The organism is Rathayibacter sp. KR2-224, assembly GCF_049446075.1.
Classification (GTDB): Bacteria; Actinomycetota; Actinomycetes; order Actinomycetales; family Microbacteriaceae; genus Humibacter.
In genome coordinates this window covers 673446-693193 of sequence record NZ_JBMSEB010000001.1, presented here as the reverse complement: position 1 = coordinate 693193, position 19748 = coordinate 673446, and the positions used below count along the sequence as shown (strand labels likewise).

Sequence of the window (19748 nt, the reverse complement as noted above, 5' to 3'; positions counted from 1 at the left end):
AGTGACGAAGCACTGCGGGAACCGGTGGCGTGGCCCGGAATACGCGATGGCGGATAATGGGCGGGTGCCGACATCACCCGAAGAACCGGATGCCTCACCCGTGCTCGGCGGGAACGCCCAAGCTTCCACAGAGGTGCAGAAGCCGCACCGCATTCGCAAAGAGACGATGCGTCCCAGCGTCTTCTGGGCCATGGCAGGCGTTGTCGTTCCGCTGATCGGCACGGTGGCCCGCTTCAAGGTGCACGGCCGCGAGAACCTTCCGCTCGCCGGTGCGTACGTGATCGCGCCGAACCACTACAGCGAGATCGACCCACTGGTGGTCGGCTCGATGATCTGGCGGGCGGGGCGCGCTCCGCACTTCCTTGCCAAGGAGAGCCTCTTCTCGGTCCCGGTCGTCGGCTGGTTCCTGAAGCGCTCCGGCCAGGTTCCGGTGAGTCGCAGCCATGGCGGCCGTGGTGCTCCGATCGCGCAGGCGCAGCACATCGTCGACGACGGCAACGTCGTCATCGTCTACCCGGAGGGCACGCTCACGCGTGACCCGGACCTGTGGCCCATGCGCGGCAAGACGGGGGCCGCTCGGCTCGCGCTCGACTACGGCATCCCTGTGATCCCCGTCGCGCACTGGGGAACGCAGGAGCTCATGGGCAGGTACTCGAAGAAGGTCAGCCTGTTCCCGCGCAAGACCATCACGTTCTCGATCGGAACCCCAGTCGACCTCTCCGAGTTCCGAGACGCGCCCCGCACCGCGAGTGTGCTGACGGCCGCGACCGAGAAGATCATGCAGGCGATCAGTCACGAGCTGGAGAAGCTGCGCGGCGAGAAGGCGCCTGCGACGAGATGGGATCCCGCGGACCACGCGCAGAGCGAGACGGGGCGTTTTGAGGGCTAAGCCCGCGCCGGCGAGGCGCGTCACCGTGCTTGGCGCCGGCAGCTGGGGAACCACCTTCGCCAAGGTGCTGGCCGACGGAGGATCAGACGTGACCCTGTGGGCACGGCGTCCCGAGGCGGCACGCGAGATTCGCGAGGCGAGACGCAACAGCCAGTACCTGCCAGGCATCAACCTGCCGCGCAACGTCACGGCGACCTCCGACCTCTCCGAGGCGCTGGCCAGGCCTGACCAGCTGTTCGTCTCGGTGCCAAGCCAGAGCCTTCGCGAGAACCTGCTGGCCATCGAGCCGCTGTTGCCCGCAGACATCCCTGTCGTCAGCCTGATGAAGGGCGTCGAGAAGGGCAGCGGCCTGCGCATGAGCGAGGTCATCGCCGAGGTGCTCGGCATCGAGCCGGAGCGCATCGCCGTGGCATCCGGCCCGAACCTGGCGCTGGAGATCGCGAAGAAGCAGCCGACAGCTGCGGTCGTGTCGTCGGCGAGCATGGAGACGGCGCACGAGGTCGCGCTCGCTGCCCGCAACCCCTACTTCCGTTCGTTCGTCAACACGGATGTCGTCGGTACGGAGTTCGGCGGCGTTCTGAAGAACCTCATCGCCGTGGCGATCGGCATCGTCGACGGCGTTGGATACGGCGAGAACACGAAGGCCTCCATCATCACGCGAGGCCTCGTCGAGATGACGGACTTCGCCGTCGCGCACGGCGCAGAGCGCGAGACGCTGGCGGGACTGGCCGGCCTCGGCGACCTTATCGCGACCTGCCAATCGCCGCTCTCGCGCAACAACACGGCCGGCCGCCTGCTCGGCCAGGGGTACGCGTTCGCCGAGGTCGTTAAGCAGATGAATCAGACCGCGGAGGGACTGGCATCCGTCGCTCCGATCCTGGCTCTGGCTAGGGCGAAGGGGGTCGAGATGCCGATCGTCGAGCAAGTGGGTCAGGTGCTAGCCGGTACGCTCGAACCCAAGGATCTGGCCCCCCACCTCACCACCGACGACACCCCGCGGGGTGAAAGGACTACGGATGACTCACAAGCGCGTCCTCGTGCTTCTTTTCGGCGGGCGTTCGAGCGAGCATTCGATCAGTTGCGCCACGGCGGGCGGGGTGCTCGGGGCGCTTGACCGCGACCGTTACGACGTCATTCCGGTCGGTATCACGCGCGACGGCGCGTTCGTCTTGGAGCGCGACGACCCAGCAGCATTCGCGCTCGACCCGGATGCCCTGCCCAGCGTTCGCGACGACGGCAGCCGGGTGCGTTGGCCGGACTCTACCCGGTCGAGGGAGCTGACCGTCGAGCGCGACGGAATCGTCACCTCGCTCGGCGAGGTCGACGTCGTGCTGCCCATCCTGCACGGGCTGTGGGGCGAGGACGGCACCATTCAGGGTCTCCTGGAGCTGACGGGCATCCCCTACGCCGGGTCTGGCGTTCTCGGCAGCGCGCTCGGCATGGACAAGCACTTCACGAAGGTCGTGCTGCAGGCCGAAGGCATCGGCGTCGCACCATGGGTCACGGTCACCAGGAACGAATGGGAGCGCGCGCAGGATGCCGTCGCCGAGCGAGTGCGTGGGCTCGGCTCGCCCCTGTTCGTGAAGCCCGCGCGTGCGGGGTCCAGCGTCGGCGTGACCAAGATCGCGTCGGCCGAAGGTCTCTCGGATGCACTCGACGTGGCCTTCGCCGAAGACGACAAGGCCATCGTGGAATCCGCCGTCGTCGGACGCGAGGTGGAGATCGGCGTGCTCGGCGGGCGTGCGGGAGAGCCGCCACGGGCATCCGTCGCCGGCGAGATCGTGGTGACCGGCCGAGGGTTCTACGACTTCGAGGCGAAGTATCTGGATGCCCCCGGAATCGACCTCGTCTGCCCGGCAGACCTCACCGCCGAGCAATTGGCTGAGATGCAGAGGCTCGCGGTGCAGGCGTTCCGGGCCATCGACTGTGCAGGCCTGGCCCGCGTCGACTTCTTCCTCACCGATGACGGGTGGGTGATCAACGAGGTGAACACCATGCCGGGGTTCACACCCATCTCGATGTTCCCGAAGGTGTGGCAGGCCTCGGGGTTCAGCTATCCCAAGCTGGTAGACGAGCTGATCGAGCTGGCGCTCGAGCGGTAGGCCTACACCGTAACGGTCTGGTTCAGCCCGCCGGGGTGGCGGTCGAGCTCGGCTCGGGCGTCGTCGTCGGCGTACCCGAAGGCGAGGTGATGTCGGAGGTGCTGCGGCACTTCTCCTGCTTCTGCTGCGGGATCTGGCCGATGGCATCCGCGAGGGCAGGAAGCACCGAGGCGTCGGGCACACCGTTCTTGCCGTGCCCGATCACCACCTCTGTCGCGGGCACGCGGCCGAACGTGATGTACCGCAGGGCAGAGGCGGCCGGGTCGTTCTCGAGCACCCAGTCGATGCCGTTCACGGTGATGCACGGCTTGGTGGTCGGGCCGATGGGGGAGACGCCGCACCGCAGCAGTACCGCGGCGGGGTTGCCCCACGCGCCGGTCGCCTGCGCGTTCGTCTCGCGCTTGGCCTTGCCGGCGATGGTGTCCGGCAGGTGCACGGTAACGTCGGCGCAGCGTGGATCGTTGGCGTCAGGAGCGGGCTTCAGCGCGACGGCCGGGGCGCACGCCGTGAGCAGCAGGGCGCAGGCGCACACCGCTAGGACGGAGGCGACACGGCGGGCACGGGCAGGCATCCCGATCACGATATCGGGCCTTGTCGTGAGCGACCCTGACAGTCGGACCGTGGCCGAGCCGATCCGGCGGCCGCGATAGCGTGAGAGGCATGGTGGATTCTGGGCGCGCAACGGATGCCGCAACTCTGGCCTCCGAAGGCGAGCTCGCCACCCTGCGCCGCATCTTCCCCCGGCTGCCGCAGTCTTCGGTCGCGATCATCGGCCCGGGGGACGACGCCGCCGTGCTGGCGGCACCCGACGGCCGGTACGTCGTAACGACGGACATGATGATCGCGGGACCCGATTTTCGCTGGGCCTGGTCGAGCCCCGCGGACATCGGGTGGAAGGCGGCAGCGACCAACCTTGCAGACGTGGCGGCCATGGGCGCGGTGCCGACCGCTTTGGTCGTTGCGATCGCCGCACCCCCCGGCACGCCCGTGACGGTGCTCGAGCAGGTGGCCGACGGACTGCGGCAGGGCTGCGAAGCGCTGGCGCCCGGATGCGGTGTGGTGGGCGGCGACCTCTCCGTCTCTGACGTCTTCACCGTCGCCGTGACGGCTTTCGGCGACCTGCAGGGCCGTGAACCCGTGCTGCGATCCGGTGCCCGCCCCGGTGATGTCGTCGCGGTGGCAGGCACCCTGGGGCTTGCGGCGAAGGGTCTCAACGCCTTGTTCGCCAAGGCGGTGGACGCCGACGGCGTGCCAGACGCGGCCCGCGCAGCCGACGTCGCCGTTCGCGTTCCCGAGGTGGCCGTTCAGCGTCGGCCCAACCCACCCATAGCGGCGGGCGTGGCAGCGGCGCTGGCGGGAGCGACCGCGATGCTCGACGTGAGCGACGGACTCGCGCTCGATGCCGGGCGGGTGGCGGAGGCATCCGGCGTGGTCATCGACGTGCACTCGCGCGACCTCGGGTCCGAGCCGGAATGGGCGCTGGCAGGGGGAGAGGACCACGCGCTTCTGGCCTGCTTTCCACCGGAGGCCCTGCTGCCTGAGCACTTCCGCGCAATCGGCGCCGTGCTCCCGGCCTCGCCTGACAGGGAGGAAGAGGGCTCACGGGTGAGCGTGGACGGCCAGCCGTACCAGCGCGGGAGCGGCTGGGACCCCTACTCGGGATGGGACGGCGCCTCCGGCTGAGCGAACCACACGGCCGTCTCTCCGTACGATTTCGAGCGCAGCGGTTCGAGCGGGTGCGGCCATTCGGGCTCGGGCGAGCGCGTGCTGCGCTCGACCACGACCACGGCATCCTCGCTGAGGTGCGGCACGAGTACAGACAACACGGCCGCAAGCTCTCCGTCGGAGACGTCGTAAGGGGGGTCGAGGAAGACGAGGTCGAATCGACCGGCAGCCGATTGGCTCAGGAAGGCGCGCACCGAGCTCTGCCGCACGTCAACGCGTATGCGGATGCCCGCACGCGCGCGGTCGGCCGCCTTCAGCACCGCAGCGGTGTTGGCCCGGCACACGCCCGCCGCCTGCGAGTTCTGCTCGACCAGCACGGCGGACGCCGCTCCCCGGCTGACCGCTTCGAGCGCGAGCGCGCCAGAACCGGCATACAGGTCGAGCACGTTCATGCCGCGGATGGCATCCATCGCCTCCAATGACGAGAAGATCGCCTCTCGCACCCGATCGCTGGTCGGTCTCGTGCCTGAGCGAGGCACCGCGAGGTTCAACGAGCCGGCGAACCCGGAGACGATGCGCGTCATGCCTTCGAGGGTATTGGGTGTCGCAGTCTTCGGCTTTCGGCCCTGCCGGTCGAGGCGTCGCTCGGCTGGTCGGGCGCCTGTTCTAGCCTTGTGACATGCCGCGGTCGCGATCGGAGCCCTCGAACGAGACCGTCGCGGCCTTGAACGATGCGCTCCCGCCCGTCGAGCCGGCTCACCGCGGACCCGTCGACCTGCACACGTCGCTCGCCGCGGCACTCGGCCAGCGTCAGGCTGCGATGTTCGCTCGCGCTTTCGGACACCGAACGGTGGGCGACCTGCTCATGCACTACCCGCGCCGGTATGCGCACCGCGGGGAGCTCACGAAACTCGCCGATCTTCCGACCGACGAAGACGTGACCATCGTCGCCGAGGTGCAACGCTGCACGTCGCGACCAATGCGGCAGAGACGCGGGTCCATCCTCGAAGTCATCATCTCCGACGGCACGGGCAGCATGTCGTTGACGTTCTTCAACCAGGCATGGCGAGCGAACGAGCTCGTGCCGGGGCGGCGAGGCATCTTCGCGGGCAAGGTGAACAGGTACAAGGGCGCGCCGCAGCTCACTCATCCCGACTACGAGCTCTTCGACGAGGGCACCGATGCCGTCGCCGAGGCGTGGCAGCTGCGCCCGATCCCGATCTACCCGGCCACGTCCACGCTCGCCAGCTGGAAAATCGCTCGGGTGATCAGGGAGACCGTGCTTCCGGTGCTTGCCGAGGTCGACGATCCCGTGCCCCCTGAGATCGCCGCCGCCCACGGACTGAGGGCGTTCGGGGATGCCCTGCGCGGCATCCACTTGCCGAAGGACGACGCGGACTGGCGCAGCGCGCGAGACACCCTTCGTTACCAGGAGGCGTTCGTGCTGCAGGCGGCCCTGCTGCAGGAACGCGCCAGGCTCCGCGAGACCGCAGCAATGGCGCGGATGCCCGTGGCGAACGGATACGCCGCCCGCTTCGACGCGCAGCTTCGGTTCGAGCTCACCGACGACCAGCGCACCGTCGGCGAGCAGATCGCGCACGACCTGGCGGAGCCCGTCCCGATGAACCGCCTCGTGCAGGGCGAGGTCGGAAGCGGCAAGACCGTGGTCGCGCTGCGGGCCATGCTGCAGGTGGCCGACAACGGCGGGCAGTCAGCGTTCCTCGCTCCGACGGAGGTTCTCGCCTCACAACACCTGCGTTCCATCGTCTCCGCGCTCGGGCCCGATCTCTCGGCCGAACTCATGCCCACCCTGGTGACAGGGCGCCTCACGGCGGCCGAGCGCAAGAAGGCTCTGCTGCGCGCCGTGAGCGGGCAGGCGCAGATCGTGGTGGGAACGCACGCGCTGCTGAACGAGAACGTGTCGTTCTACGATCTCGGTCTCGTGGTCGTCGACGAGCAGCACCGATTCGGAGTGGAGCAGCGCGACGCGCTCCGCGGCAAGGCGTCGTCGCCGCCGCACCAGCTCGTGCTCACGGCCACGCCCATCCCGCGTACCGTCGCGATGACGGTGTTCGGCGACCTCGACGTCTCCACCATCGCCCAGTTGCCTGCCGGTCGGCAGAAGATCGAGAGCTTCGTCGTACCGTTGGCCGAGCATCCGCGCTGGGAGCAGCGCATCTGGGAACGGGCATCCGAGGAGATCACTGCCGGGCATCAGGTGTTCGTGGTGTGTCCGGCCATCAGCCAGAAGGAGGTCGAAGACGCCGAGCTGGCCGTACCAGAGGACGTCGACGGCGATGCGCGCACAGACACGGTCGCCTCCGTCGAGCAGACGATTGCCGACGTTCGCGCCAACCCGCTGCTGGCCGGAGCCAGGGTGGCGGAACTGCACGGACGGATGCCTGCGGACGAGAAGGATGCCGTCATGCGCGCCTTCGCGGCCGGCGCGATCGACCTCATTGTGGCGACCACGGTGATCGAGGTCGGGGTGGATGTGCCCAACGCCTCTGCCATGATCGTGCTCGACGCCGACAGGTTCGGCGTTTCGCAACTGCACCAGCTGCGCGGCCGCGTCGGTCGCGGCAGCGTCCCAGGGCTCTGCCTGTTCGTGACAGCGGCCGAGAACGGCACCCTCGCCCGCGAGCGTGTGGACGCCGTGGCTGCGACCCTCGACGGATTCGCGCTGGCCGAGGCCGACCTCGACCTACGGCGCGAGGGCGATGTGCTGGGCAGCGACCAGTCGGGCGGGCGTTCATCACTGCGCCTCCTACGCGTGGCTCGCGACGGCGATGTCATCGAGAGGGCACGAGCGGATGCCTCGGCTGTGCTCGAGCACGACCCGCGGCTCACGGGTCACCGCGCACTTGCGTCCGCCATCGCCGACCGGTTGACCGACCGATCGCGGGACTTCCTGGCGCGCGCATGACGGCATCCGGAAGGCACGCCGAGCATCCGCTGAACGATAACGATCAGGTAAACCCGCACGGCTATTCTGGAGCCCTATGAGCAGGATCGCCGTTGTCCCTGGTTCGTTCGACCCGGTCACATTGGGTCACCTCGATGTGATCGCGCGTTCGGCGCGCCTGTTCGACGAGATCCACGTGCTGGTGGTGCACAACCCCGACAAGAGCGCGATGCTTCCGATCGCGCAGCGGGTGGCGCTGCTCGAGCGGTCCATTGCAGACGAGCGCCTCCCAGGCAACATCGTGGTCGCAGCGTGGAGCGTCGGCCTGCTCGTGGACTACTGCACGGATGTGGGTGCCCACGCGCTCGTGAAGGGCATCCGTTCGCAGGTAGATGTCGCGTATGAGACGCCGATGGCCATCGTGAACCGCGATCTGGCCGGTGTCGAGACCGTCTTCATGCTGCCCAACCCGGCGAACGCTCATGTGTCGAGTTCGCTGGTGCGTCAGGTCGCCGCGCTGGGCGGCGACGTCAGCCCGTACGTGCCCCGTGCGGTATACGACTACCTGCAGGAGATATGAACAGTCTGCCCACTAAACAACCGACGGATGCCTCGGCCGAGGCATCCGAAGCGGAGCCAGGCATCACACCCGACGAGCTACGCGAGGCTGCCGAGCGGATTGCGGCGAACGTCGAAGCGGTCATCGACGGAAAGCACGAGGCGGTGCAGGTCGCGCTGACCGTGCTGCTGGCCGAGGGACACCTGCTCATCGAGGACGTGCCTGGTGTCGGCAAGACGATGCTCGCGAAGGCGCTGGCGAAGTCGGTGGACTGCAGCGTCAGCCGCATCCAGTTCACGCCCGACCTCCTTCCCTCCGACGTCACTGGCGTGTCCGTCTACAACCAGCCGGAACGCCGGTTCGAGTTCAAGCCGGGTGCGGTGTTCGCCAACATCGTCATCGGCGACGAGATCAACCGAGCCAGCCCGAAGACGCAGTCCGCGCTGCTGGAATGCATGGAAGAGCGGCACGTCACAGTCGACGGTTCCACCTACCCCCTTCCGGATCCATTCATCGTCATCGCGACGCAGAACCCGGTGGAGATGGAGGGAACGTACGAACTGCCAGAGGCGCAGCGCGACCGCTTCATGGCGCGCATCGCCATGGGGTACCCAGACGAACAGGCCGAGATCGAGATGCTGACCGGCCGTGACACCTCGAGTCCGCTATCGCTCATCGGTGCGGTCGTCACGAGCGAACGGCTGCGCGAGATGATGGCGCTGGCCAGACGCGTCTTCGCCTCCGACGCCTTGAAGCAGTACGCCGTTGCGATCGCGCACGGCACGCGCGACGACGCCGACCTCCGCCTCGGCGCAAGCCCCCGGGCCACGCTCCAGCTCGTGAGGGCGGCCAAGGCTCGAGCGGCTCTGGAGGGCAGGGACTTCGTGCTTCCCGACGACGTCGACGCGCTCGCGGTGCCGGTTCTGGCGCACAGGCTGTTGCCGACGAGCCGGGCGATGGGACAACACCACGAACGCGCCGCAGTGCTGGCCGACGTGGTCGCCCGCATCGTGGCGGCCACCCCCGTGCCAACGGGGCAACCGAAGTAGCCTGTGCCGCATGACGGCCACACGTGGCAGGCCAGCAGCGCAGCGGCCTCGACCGACCTGGCGAGGTGCCGGCCTGGCTGCGGCCGGCGCGCTCGCTTTGACGGGAGCCGCCCTGTACGGCAGGGTCGATCTCCTCGTGCTCGGGTTGGTTCTCCTGCTTCTCCCTCTCGCGGCCGCGATCGCCGTCACCGTCGACCGACCATGGATCAGCGTCAACCGGGTCTTCGAATCCGACGTCGTCACGGCGGGTGAGTCGGCACGCGTCGCCGTGACCGTGCGCAACGAAGCGAGCCGCCGTACGCCGAGCCTGCGATGGCGGGATGCCTGCCCGCCCAGGCTCACGGCATCCGGCCTCGCCCCGCTTCCGCAGCTCGAGGAGCACAGCCGTTCCAGTCGCGACCGCTCCGACAGTGCCACGGTTCGCTACACCGTCGCCACCAGTGGCCGCGGCGTCTTCGAGGTCGGACCGTTGCTGCTGGAACGCACGGACCCGTTCGGCCTGGTGCGCTGCGTCTACGCGGCGGGTTCCGCAAAGCCGCTCATCGTCGTTCCGCGCATCGCCGAACTCGGCGACGGTGAACTCGACGTGTCTCGCAGCGAGGGATACGAACACGAGCTGGTGAAGCACAGCATTCCCAACGCGGACGAGCTCATCGCCCGCGATTACCGACCGGGCGACCCCATGCGCCGTGTGCATTGGCGCGCGACCGCCAGGCACGGCAAGCTCATGGTCAGGCAGGAGGAGCCGCGCAGCAACCCAGAGGCCTGGGTCCTGCTCGACACTGACGGCGGCGCACGGCTCGACCACCGTCACCTGCATGGGCACGGAGCGAGCCCTGCCTTCGAAACCGCCGTCGACCTCGCGGCGTCCGTCGGCGCGCACCTCATCGAGCAGGGTTACGTGCTCGGCGTCGTGGAGTCCGCGCCCCTGCAGCTGCAGGGCAGAGCGGGAACCGGGCGCGCGGGCCTTGCCGGCCTGGCGGCATCGGCGTACGACCCCCCTGGCGGCGCCAACTCGCTGCTCATCGGCCTGGCCGGACTCGAGCAACGGCGAAGAGACAAGACCGACCCTGCAGGCGTGCTCGGCTCGGCTCTGCGTCGCAATCCGCAGGCCGTGCCCACCTTCGCGATCCTCGTCGACGGGGACCGCGACGAGCTCGCCGCGCTGGCCTCGTTGCGAACGCTGTGCGATCCGGCGGTCGCCTTCTTCGTCGGTCGGCGCCCGGAGTTGCGCGAGCATTTCGAACGGCGTGGGTGGACGTGCGTCGACGTCGCGCCCGGGGACACGCCAGGAGCAGCGTGGCAGCGTGCGGGCATCCGCTCGAGCATCGGCTCGCCGGCGGTTCGTCATGCTTGACATCGCACCAGGTCCTCCTGCCGCCCCGCCTCGACGCGACCGAGAACCGGGACGGGCCCCCGGCAACGAAAAGCCCGCCGCTGCGTCGGTTCGGGCTCGGTTCGAGGATGCCGCGCAAGGCCTCTCCGCGCGTGTCGCCGACCTGCGACTGAGCGCCGCTCTGCTGGCGGTCATGGTCGCGCTCGCCGTCGCTCTGGTCGGGCTGATCTCGGGCGCGCAGTGGTGGTGGCAGCTCCTTCTCGCCGTTGTCGTGGTGCTCGGGGTCGCTGCCGGATCCCGCGCGGCCGCCCTCCCGAGGTGGCTCGCGCCGTTGCTCTCCTTCGTCGCATTGTTACTGCTCCTCTCGGCGATGTTCGCTCCCCGGCAGTCACTGTTCGGCTTCATCCCGACGCCGGGGACGTTCTCGCAGTTCGCCGACCTCATCGCCCGATCCGGCGTCTCGTTCTATGACCAGGGGGTCCCGGCCGATCCGCTGCCCGAATTCCTCTTCCTGCTCGTCGCAGCCGGCGGCGGAATCGCCTGGGTCTGCGACTTTCTCGCCGTCGTCTGTCACAGGCCCGCCCTGGTCGGGCTGGTCGTCGCGGCTGCACTTCTGGCGCCGGGATCGCTGCTCGACACCGGCATATCGCCGATGGCGCTCATCCTGTGTCTTGCCGCCTATCTGCTCCTGCTCAGGGTCGACGTGCGGGCCAAGCGCGGCACGGGGCGCGAGATCGCCGCATCGCTCTCCATCGCTGTTGGCGCGATCGTCGTCGCCCTCGTCATCGGAACGACGGCCCCCGGATTCCAGCAGGTCGGCAGGCAGTCGATTCCGGCGGCGGGCGTGCTCTTCGGCCAAGGCGTCAGCCCGCTCATCGACCTCGGCGCCGACCTGCGGCGTCCCGTTGCGGTGCCCGTCATCGATTACACGACCACGGCATCCTCGCCCGGTTACCTGCAGATGACAACGCTCGACGCATTCTCGGGCGAGGTCTGGCGTCACACCCGCTCGCAGTCGACGTTCTTCAGCTCATCCACGTCCATCGATCGCGTGCCAGGCCTGAGCAGCCACGTCCATACCACCGACGTCGTCACAGACGTCGACGTTCACAACATGACGAGCAAGTGGCTGCCCGTGCCATACCCGGCGTCGAAGGTCGAGGGACTCGACGGCAGCTGGGCCTGGGAACGCGACGACCTGACCATCTCGGGGCTCACAGCCACGACGATCGGACAGCAGTATCGCGTGACATCCAGCACCCTGGAGCCGACGGCCAAGCAGCTGCGCTCGGCCGGAACCGACTACCCGCAATCGGTGCAGGACGACCTGAGTGTGCCGAAGAACGCACCAGGCGTCATCCGCACCACCGCCCTGTCGGTGACCGCGGGCGCGACGACGCCGTACGACATGGCTGTCGCGTTGCAGGCGTACTTCCACGACGGCGACTTCCGCTACTCCCTTGATGCGCCGAAGAACGGCGGGTACGACGGCGACACCCCTGGCACGATCGCCACGTTCCTGAAGCAGAAGTCCGGCTACTGCGTGCACTTCGCGGCTGCCATGACCTTCATGGCGAGGGAGCTCGGCATCCCAGCGCGGATCGCCGTCGGCTACCTGCCCGGTGAGGTGACCGGAACAGGGAACAAGGTGACCCAGTACCAGGTGACCTCCGACGACCTGCACGCATGGCCCGAGCTGTACTTCCCCGGCGTCGGCTGGGTGCCATTCGAGCCCACCGTCGGCCGAGGCACGGTTCCGGACTACAGCACGGCCACTGCCGCGACACCCGTGCCGAGCGACACAGCGAGCGCGGACGCTGCGAACGGCGCGAGGCGCCAAGTGCCCACCGACAAGCCCGCACCCGCGGCGGGTTCGGCCGACACGGCAAGCGCGGCGTTCTCGTCGAGCAGCAGCGTGGCTGCCGTCGGGCTCCTCGTCATCGCGCTGCTTCTGACACCCGCCGTGATACGTCGCCGCATGCGCACCAAACGGCTGGACACCCTTCGCCAGGGAGGAGGCACGGCAGCGGCTGCTTGGGCGGAGCTCCGCTCGTCTGCGCTCGACCTGGGACTCGCCGCGCCACCGACGGAGACTCCACGCGCCTTCGCGGAGCGGCTGAGCCGCACGTGGCAGGGGGCCGCGGGATCGGCGCCCGACGCCGAAACAAGCGATGCGGCATCCGTCGCCCTTGCCGAACTCGTCGAGGCGATCGAGCAGGAGAGGTACGGGCCGCCCGGGGGACGATGGGCAGACCCCGTGCTCGCCGACGATGTCGTGACCGTGGTGGGAGCCATTGCGGCAACCGCCGGATGGGCCAGACGCGTGCGAGCGATGCTTGTTCCTGTCTCGTTGCTCGAAGGCCGGCTGAGGGCCGCAGCCGTGCCCAGCGCCTGAACGGCAGGTGCGCATGCGGCAGGGGAACGACGCGTAGAATCGTCGTTCGTGTCTCCCGCCGTTCGCAATCCGTACTCCATAGGTGTGCGCGACCTCATCCATCGTCCAGGCGAGATGCGAGAAGAGTCTCTGAGCCTCGACCTGCCCGACAAACTCGGGGAAGGCCTGCTCAGCGTGGAGGCCGGCTCGCACCTCGAACTCGACGTGCGGCTCGAATCCGTGCACGAGGGCATCCTCGTTTCCGGTGAAGCCACGACGGTCGCGACGGGTGTCTGCGGGCGGTGTCTGATCGACATCGCCGAGCCTGTCCAAGTCGACTTCCAGGAGCTTTTCGCGTATTCTTCTGGGGAAGCTTTCGACTTTGAGGTTCACGACGACCACGTGGATCTTGAACCTCTTGTCAGGGATGCGGTGGTGTTGTCACTGCCGTTCCAGCCGGTGTGCCGACCGGATTGCCCCGGTCTCGACCCCGAGACCGGCGAGCGGTTGGCCGATCTGCCGGATCGCGAAGTCTCGCAGAACATCGACCCTCGGTGGGCTGCGCTCGCAGAGTTCCCCGCTTCCGATGACGCCGCCGGCCGGAGCAGTTCGTCTGAACGAGCCGGCTCCCCAGACAGAGAAGAGTAGAGACATGGCTGTTCCCAAGCGGAAGAAGTCGCGCGCCAACACCCACGCGCGCCGTTCGCAGTGGAAGGCAGAGGTTCCCAACCTCGTCAAGACCGTCGAGAACGGCAAGGTGACCTACAGCCTCCCGCACCACGCGAAGGTAGTCGAAGACTCGGCCGGTACCCCGCTGTTCCTGGAGTACAAGGGCCGCAAGGTCGCCGACGTCTAGTCAGGCTTCGCACGTGGAACGTGCGGAAACTCAGGCGCGCACCGTCAAGGATGCGCGCCTGAGTCCTGCTGTCGACGGCACAGCCGATCCGGCGGAGCTTCCGGCGCGCCTCGGGGTGCAGATCGATCCGAGGCTGCTCACGTTGGCGCTCACTCACCGGTCGTACGCCTACGAGCACGGCGGCATCCCCAACAACGAGCGACTGGAGTTCCTCGGCGACTCGATCCTCGGGCAGGCCGTCACGGTGAAGCTGTATCGCGAGCATCCGGAACTCGACGAGGGCGGGCTCGCCAAACGCAGGGCATCGCTGGTGAGCAGCGTCGCGCTCGCCGAGGTCGCTAGATCCATCGGTCTCGGCGAGTTCGTTCTCCTCGGCAGAGGAGAGACCTCGAGCGGGGGCGCGGACAAGTCCTCGATCCTCGCCGACACCGTCGAAGCGATCATCGGAGCCGTGTATCTCGACGCGGGCGGCGACGTGGCGACCGCCCTTGTGCTTCGCCTCATCGAGCCGTTGCTCGAGAATCCGGACCGCTTCGGTGCCGCGATGGACCCGAAGACGAGCCTGCAGGAACTCGCGGCCAGGCACTCCGCCCCGCCGCCGCAGTATGTGGTGACCGACACCGGCCCCGACCACAACAAGACCTTCCACGCCACCGTCACGATCGACGGCCTCGTTAGCGCGACCGGCGAGGGAACCAGCAAGAAGAACGCCGAGATGGCTGCAGCATTGCAGGCCTGGGCGGCGGCCACCGAACGCGAGAGCAGTGCCAGAACTCCCCGAGGTTGAGGTGGTGCGCGCCGGACTCGAACCGGTGGTCAGCGGGGCAATAGTCTCCTCGGTCGAAGTGTTCGACGAACGTGCCATCACGCGCCACGACAGGGTGCGCGGCGACCTCGCCGGATTGCTCACCGGCAGACGCGTGCTGGGCGCAGCCCGCCGCGGCAAGTTCATGTGGCTGCCCCTCGAATCCAGACGTCATCCCGGTTCGGATCCCACAGCGCCTTCGGGCGCCGATGCCGCGCAGGACGAGAACGACGCTCTGCTGCTGCACCTGGGAATGAGCGGGCAGGTACTGCTGCGCCAGGCGGGAGACCCTCTCGAGCGCCATGCGCGGGTACGGCTGACGGTGGAGCATCCGGATCACCGTGAACTGGCCGTGCATTTCGTCGATCAGCGCACGTTCGGATCGCTTGCCGTCGACAGGATGCTCGCGACTCCTGACGGCGCGCCCGGCGGGTTCGGCGTCGATCAGGCTCTCGTGCCGAGCCAGGTCGCGCACATCGCTCGAGACCCTCTCGACCCGGCATTCGACGACGAGCGGTTCCTTCGTGCGCTGGCGGCGAGGCGTACGACCGTGAAGCGGGCTCTGCTCGATCAGACGCTCATCAGCGGGGTCGGCAACATCTACGCCGACGAGGCGTTGTGGGCCGCGCGCATCCACTTCGATCAACCGACTGCGGAGCTTTCGCGCCGCAAGGCCACCGAATTGCTCTTCGAGGTGCGCGCCGTGTTGAGCAGGGCGCTTGCGGAGGGTGGGACGAGCTTCGACGCGCAGTACGTGAATGTGAACGGCGTATCCGGCTACTTCTCGCGGAGCCTCAACGCCTATGGACGCGACGGTCTGCCCTGCCCGCGTTGCGGTACTCCCATGGTTCGGGCATCGTTCATGAACCGGTCGTCGCACTACTGCCCGCGTTGCCAGCGCATCCGCAGGCCTACGCGCCTCGGCTGAACGCATCGGTCGCGGTGAGCGCTGTCGCGAACCTCACGGCACGAGCACCAGGCGACTCCTGTGCGTCCTGCCCGCCTCCAGATCGGCGTGGGCCTCAGCGGCGTACTCGAGCGAGTGCCGGGCCACGCTGAGCGTGGGCAGCGTTCCCGATGCTGCGGCGTTCCCGATCGCGTCCGCCGCACGAGTCAGCTCGTCGGTCGTGGCGTTGCTGATCGCGAAGCCCACGATCGCCCTGTCGTGCGTGTACAGGTCGCCGAATCGCAGCACGTCATGCCTGGCGATGCCGGAGATCAACACGATGCGACCGCGTTCGGCCAGGAGCGGTATCGCCTGCGGCAGCGCGAGCGTTCCCGACGTGTCGAGCCAGACATCCGCTCCGCTGTGAGGTGAGGCCTCGACTGGCCGCCGGTCGTGATCGATGAGAGCGTCCGTCAGAACGGCATCGACATCGGGGGAGTTGTAGTCGATCGCAACCGCGCCCGATGCGGTGAACTGCTCGAGGTCGCGGCCGCTTACCGTGGTGACGACGCGCGAGCCAAGCGAGAGCGCGAAGGCGACGGCGCATGCGCCCACGTTTCCCGCGCCACCGCCTACGAACGCGGTGTCACCTGCCGCCAGGCGACCGTGCTCGACGAGTCCAAGCCACGCCGTCGCGGCAGGATGCACGACGGCGACGAACTCGACGGGGTCCACTCCGTGTGGCATGCGATACAGGCGATCCTGAGGCACGCACGCGAATTCGGCCGCCGAGCCCTGCCTGCCGTGGTGGCCGAGACTGTTGCACCACACCTCGTCGCCCTGGTGGAACCGGGTCACGTCGGATGCCGTCGCCTCCACGACCCCCACCAGGTCGCGTCCGATCACGAACGGGAACCTCAAGGGGGTGCGGTAGGCGCCGCTGCGCACGAAGGTGTCGACGTGGTTCACGGTCGTTGCCGTGACGCGGACGAGCACCTCCCCTTGCGATGGACGCGGTACGGGAACCTGTTCGATGGAGATCGAGTCGGCCGGCCCGATCTCGTGGATGACGGCCGCTCGCATGGTCGAGATGCCCATGTCGCCAATCTACCGACCGGCTACAGCGTGGTCGCCTCGTCGCCGGAGCGGGCATGGTCGCCGGCCTCTACCTCGCGCGTCGCCGTGTCGAGGGACGGCCCAGGGTGCGCGGCGGGCAGTTCCAGCCGGAACGAGGCGCCCCATGGCGTTCCCGTCGTGTCGACCGCCCGCAAAGTTCCGCCCATTCTGGTGGTCAGTCGCTGCGCTATCGAGAGGCCGAGCCCGGTGCCGACGGCCCTGGTCTGGCGGTACTTGTCGCGCAGTGCGCCTCGCACGAAGGCGGTCTCGCGGTCATCCGCGGTGAGACCGGCCCCGCTGTCGCTCACGACGAGCACCACCCGATCGTGGCCGTCGACGCGTGCGTCCACGTTCGCCTCCATCGCGACGACGCCTCCAGACGGAGTCGCGCGCAGGGCGTTCTCGAGCAACCCGTCGACGATCTGACGCACGCGATGAGCATCCGTCATGGCGCTGACGCCGGCCGGGACCGTGCATCGAAACTCCACACCGCTCGCCTCGGCCACGGCGCGCCACGCGGCCTGGGCCTCCGCCAGCAGCGATCCGACGTCGACCGGGGCCGGCTCCATGGCGAAGTCGTGCGCCTCGAGCCTCGCCAGCTCGAGCAGGTCGGCCACGAAACGATCCAGCCGCCGGGTCTCGGTGAGCATCGTCGAACCCACGTCGCGGGCATCCTCGGCGCCGACGACGCCGTCGGCGAGTGCTTCGGCATAGCCGCGCAAGGCGGTCAGCGGCGTGCGCAGATCGTGCGAGATGGAGAGCAGGAATTCGCGTTGCCGTGCCTCGCTGACGGTCAGCGCGTCGTCCAGCTCGTCGAGTGCTGTGACGACATCAGAGACCTCGGCGGTTCCGGCATGCGGCAGCTCAACGTTGCGGTCGCCCCTTGCCAAGCGTCGAGCGGCAGCTGCGGTCTTCGACAGGGGCCGGGAGACGACGCGGGCGAGCAGGACGCCTGCGCCGATCGCGACCGCCAGCCCGATCGCGAGGGCGAGCACGAGCTGACCGAGCACCCTGGAAACGGATGCGTCGACCGACGTGAGGGAGCGCGCCACCACGACCGTTCCGTCGTCGGCGCTCTGGCGTGCTTCGACGATGAAGCGTCGGCCGGCCAGCTCGACAGTCGTGGACAGCGTCGAACCCACGGCCAGCCTCTGACGCACTTTCGGCCGCAGCACGACGCCGAGCGAGCCGGTGACCGTGCCGTCCGCATTGATGACGGCGACCTTCGGCTCGCCTGCTCCCGTCGGCTCGTCGGCGACTCGCTGCTCGAGCCGGTCCTGAGGCAGTGCCGCCAACTGGTCGGCCAGCGCTGACGCCTCCGAGCGTGCGTCGCCCACCGACGCCGAATGCACGAGGCCGAGCGAGACTGCGCCCGCGACGACCGCAGCGACCACAGCGACGGCGACGGTGGTGAAGACGATGCGTCCTGCGAGGGTGCGGGGGAGGACGCGCATGTCAGCCCGCCGTTCTGCGGACGCCCGTGCGGGCATCCTGTGCGTCGTCGAGCACCGCCTGCTGCGCGTCGATGGCGTAGCCGACGCCGCGCACGGTTCGGATGCCCGAACCCGGCCCCAGCTTCGCCCTCAGCTGGGCGATGTGCACGTCCACGGTTCTGCCCGACGCGTAGTCGGCATGTCCCCACACCGCGGACAGGAGCTGCTCCCTGGTGAAGACCCGGCCGGGGGAGCGTGCGAGGTAGGACAGCAGATCGAACTCCGTTGCCGTGAGGGTGAGCTCGACGCCGTCCAGAGTCGCCGAGCGTGTGTCCTGGTCGAGGACGAGCGTGCCAAGCCGCACCTCGCGGATGCTCTGCGTACCGTGCGTGCGCCGCAGCACGACCTTGAGCCGGGTGACGAGTTCGCGCGGTGAGAAGGGCTTCGTGAGGTAGTCGTCGCCGCCGAGCTCGAGCGCGACTAGACGCTCTACCTCGTCGTCACGGGCCGTCACGAAGATGATCGGCGTCCAGTCGTCCTCGGCTCGCAGCCTTCGGCACAGCTCGATCCCATCGACCCCGGGCAGCGCCACGTCGAGCACGATCGCGACAGGGCGCCTGGCCCGGATGACCGCGAGGGCGACGTCCCCGTCATCCACGATCTCCACTCCGAAGCCGGCGCGCGTCAGGTACAGCCGCTCCAGGTCGGCAATGGTGCGCTCGTCTTCGACCACGACGACGAGACCGGAGGGCGCTTCCATGCCTCCCATTCAAGCCCGTGCCGAGGCGGGCGCACCCTGGAAGCCAGGCATCCCAGCGAACCCTTACATTCCCCGAACACGCATCCCACGCGTACCGCACACGGCTTTGCGAGTCTCGTGGAGTCGTGGCCGTGTCGCTGGCACACCAGTACGCGGCAGATCAGCGCGCCATGCCGTTGGCATGGCAGGAGAACCGAAGGGAACACCATGCAGACACCGAGGAACCCGGCACCGGGCAGATCCAACGTCACAGGGGACGACGCGAGCGGGCACTCCGCCGAAGGCGAGGTACGGCAAGGGGAAGGGATCGCCACCCGTCTGAAGCGGCGCATCCGGCGCGAACACCTCGTGATCACGGTTGCGGCCGCTGCCGCAGTCGCCACCGTCGCCGGGGGGCTCGCGCTGACAGCCATCCCCGCCTCCGCGACGGCCACGGTTCCGGTGAGCAGCATCGCGTCCACGTCGCTGGTCGCCGCCACGTCGGCAGCGAACCCGGGGAGTCGCCTCTGCGGGCCGGTGCTGCTCGTGCTCAAGCACGACTACGACCGTGTGCCCGACGCCCTGCGCATGGACGTGTCGTCCGCGCAGCACCAGTCCTCGACATCCGCGAAGCACGAGGCCCTGCAGAACGTGCTGAAGAAGGCACAATCGGGTGGCTATGGCTCGGCAGTGCAATCGGCGGCGAAGGACAAGAAGACGCTTGCGGGCTTCAAGGCAGCGTGGGACCGTCTTCCCTCCTCGCTCCGCAGCGACCTCAAGAACGCGAAGGCGGCCAGTGGTGCCAACCGGGAGTCCGACCTCAAGACGATTGCAAGCAAGGCCGAGTCCGGCGGCTACGGCGACCGGGTGAAAGACGCGATCGGCAAGGTCAAGACGCGGCTCGACAAGTGCATTTCACGGGTCGGAGGGGCGACGAGCACGCCGTCCGCTCCATCGGCCGGCACGCCGTCGACAAGCACCCCATCGCCGAGTACGCCGAAGCCCACCCCTACGCCGACGACCGGAGCGTGAGT

At 68.5% G+C, this 19748-nt stretch carries 19 protein-coding genes; 14 read left to right on the top strand and 5 right to left on the bottom strand.

What is annotated here, in order from left to right:
* Positions 1–64 precede the first annotated feature (64 nt).
* Genes ACO2Q7_RS03285 through ACO2Q7_RS03275 form a run of 3 tightly spaced genes read left to right on the top strand, consistent with a single transcriptional unit; the run spans position 65 to position 2991 of the window.
* Complete coding sequence (locus tag ACO2Q7_RS03285) at positions 65–889, top strand: lysophospholipid acyltransferase family protein (RefSeq protein ID WP_423354201.1); 825 nt, start codon at positions 65–67, stop codon at positions 887–889.
* Between the two features lie 25 nt (positions 890–914).
* On the top strand, positions 915–2003 hold the full coding sequence (locus ACO2Q7_RS03280; RefSeq protein ID WP_423354200.1) for an NAD(P)H-dependent glycerol-3-phosphate dehydrogenase: 1089 nt from the start codon (positions 915–917) through the stop codon (positions 2001–2003).
* The gene (locus tag ACO2Q7_RS03275; protein ID WP_423354199.1) at positions 1906–2991 is read left to right on the top strand and encodes a D-alanine--D-alanine ligase family protein; all 1086 of its coding nucleotides are present in this window, start codon (positions 1906–1908) and stop codon (positions 2989–2991) included. The genes ACO2Q7_RS03280 and ACO2Q7_RS03275 overlap by 98 nt, the downstream gene beginning before the upstream one ends.
* Positions 2992–3013: 22 nt before the next feature.
* Here the strand turns inward: ACO2Q7_RS03275 and ACO2Q7_RS03270 are convergent, their stop codons facing one another.
* The gene (locus ACO2Q7_RS03270) at positions 3014–3562 is read right to left on the bottom strand and encodes a DUF3515 family protein (protein ID WP_423354198.1); all 549 of its coding nucleotides are present in this window, start codon (positions 3560–3562) and stop codon (positions 3014–3016) included.
* An 89-nt stretch (positions 3563–3651) separates the two neighbouring features.
* On the opposite strand from ACO2Q7_RS03270, the gene thiL reads away from it, so the two are divergent.
* The gene (gene thiL, locus ACO2Q7_RS03265; protein WP_423354197.1) at positions 3652–4674 is read left to right on the top strand and encodes a thiamine-phosphate kinase; all 1023 of its coding nucleotides are present in this window, start codon (positions 3652–3654) and stop codon (positions 4672–4674) included.
* Here thiL and rsmD read toward each other — a convergent pair.
* Positions 4644–5240 (bottom strand): 16S rRNA (guanine(966)-N(2))-methyltransferase RsmD, encoded by a 597-nt coding sequence (gene rsmD, locus ACO2Q7_RS03260; RefSeq protein ID WP_423354196.1) that lies wholly within the window; start codon positions 5238–5240, stop codon positions 4644–4646. The genes thiL and rsmD overlap by 31 nt on opposite strands.
* 95 nt (positions 5241–5335) lie before the next feature.
* Here rsmD and ACO2Q7_RS03255 point away from each other — a divergent pair, with 95 nt between their 5' ends.
* The 9 genes from ACO2Q7_RS03255 (at position 5336) to mutM (ending at position 15468) form a co-directional block, all read left to right on the top strand.
* Positions 5336–7582, top strand: coding sequence for an ATP-dependent DNA helicase RecG (locus ACO2Q7_RS03255; RefSeq protein ID WP_423354195.1), 2247 nt, complete (start codon positions 5336–5338; stop codon positions 7580–7582).
* A gap of 76 nt (positions 7583–7658) precedes the next feature.
* Positions 7659–8141, top strand: coding sequence for a pantetheine-phosphate adenylyltransferase (coaD, locus tag ACO2Q7_RS03250; protein WP_423354194.1), 483 nt, complete (start codon positions 7659–7661; stop codon positions 8139–8141).
* Entirely contained in the window at positions 8138–9169 is a 1032-nt protein-coding gene (locus tag ACO2Q7_RS03245) for an AAA family ATPase (protein WP_423354193.1), read from the top strand. Before coaD ends, ACO2Q7_RS03245 begins: the two co-directional genes overlap by 4 nt.
* A 10-nt stretch (positions 9170–9179) precedes the next feature.
* Positions 9180–10526 carry a DUF58 domain-containing protein gene (locus tag ACO2Q7_RS03240; RefSeq protein WP_423354192.1) on the top strand — a complete coding sequence of 449 codons (1347 nt, stop codon included), beginning with the start codon at positions 9180–9182 and terminating at the stop codon, positions 10524–10526.
* Complete coding sequence (locus tag ACO2Q7_RS03235; protein WP_423354191.1) at positions 10519–12900, top strand: transglutaminaseTgpA domain-containing protein; 2382 nt, start codon at positions 10519–10521, stop codon at positions 12898–12900. Before ACO2Q7_RS03240 ends, ACO2Q7_RS03235 begins: the two co-directional genes overlap by 8 nt.
* Positions 12901–13014: 114 nt before the next feature.
* Positions 13015–13527 carry a YceD family protein gene (locus ACO2Q7_RS03230; protein ID WP_423355949.1) on the top strand — a complete coding sequence of 171 codons (513 nt, stop codon included), beginning with the start codon at positions 13015–13017 and terminating at the stop codon, positions 13525–13527.
* 4 nt (positions 13528–13531) lie between these two features.
* The gene (gene rpmF, locus ACO2Q7_RS03225; protein ID WP_146318687.1) at positions 13532–13735 is read left to right on the top strand and encodes a 50S ribosomal protein L32; all 204 of its coding nucleotides are present in this window, start codon (positions 13532–13534) and stop codon (positions 13733–13735) included.
* 58 nt (positions 13736–13793) lie between these two features.
* Positions 13794–14522: a ribonuclease III gene (gene rnc, locus ACO2Q7_RS03220; RefSeq protein ID WP_423355948.1), complete on the top strand. Its 729-nt coding sequence runs from the start codon at positions 13794–13796 to the stop codon at positions 14520–14522.
* A complete protein-coding gene (gene mutM / locus ACO2Q7_RS03215; protein WP_423354190.1) occupies positions 14500–15468 on the top strand; it encodes a bifunctional DNA-formamidopyrimidine glycosylase/DNA-(apurinic or apyrimidinic site) lyase in 969 nt (322 codons plus the stop codon). Before rnc ends, mutM begins: the two co-directional genes overlap by 23 nt.
* 33 nt (positions 15469–15501) lie before the next feature.
* Here mutM and ACO2Q7_RS03210 read toward each other — a convergent pair whose 3' ends face one another.
* The 3 genes from ACO2Q7_RS03210 to ACO2Q7_RS03200 are packed head-to-tail and all read right to left on the bottom strand — an operon-like array spanning position 15502 to position 18735.
* A complete protein-coding gene (locus ACO2Q7_RS03210) occupies positions 15502–16524 on the bottom strand; it encodes an alcohol dehydrogenase catalytic domain-containing protein (RefSeq protein WP_423354189.1) in 1023 nt (340 codons plus the stop codon).
* A 20-nt stretch (positions 16525–16544) separates the two neighbouring features.
* Positions 16545–17996 carry a sensor histidine kinase gene (locus tag ACO2Q7_RS03205; RefSeq protein WP_423354188.1) on the bottom strand — a complete coding sequence of 484 codons (1452 nt, stop codon included), beginning with the start codon at positions 17994–17996 and terminating at the stop codon, positions 16545–16547.
* Position 17997: 1 nt separating this feature from the next.
* Positions 17998–18735 carry a response regulator transcription factor gene (locus tag ACO2Q7_RS03200; RefSeq protein WP_423354187.1) on the bottom strand — a complete coding sequence of 246 codons (738 nt, stop codon included), beginning with the start codon at positions 18733–18735 and terminating at the stop codon, positions 17998–18000.
* 207 nt (positions 18736–18942) lie between these two features.
* Between ACO2Q7_RS03200 and ACO2Q7_RS03195 the strand changes: the two genes are divergently transcribed.
* Positions 18943–19746 (top strand): hypothetical protein, encoded by an 804-nt coding sequence (locus ACO2Q7_RS03195; protein WP_423354186.1) that lies wholly within the window; start codon positions 18943–18945, stop codon positions 19744–19746.
* Positions 19747–19748: the final 2 nt, after the last annotated feature.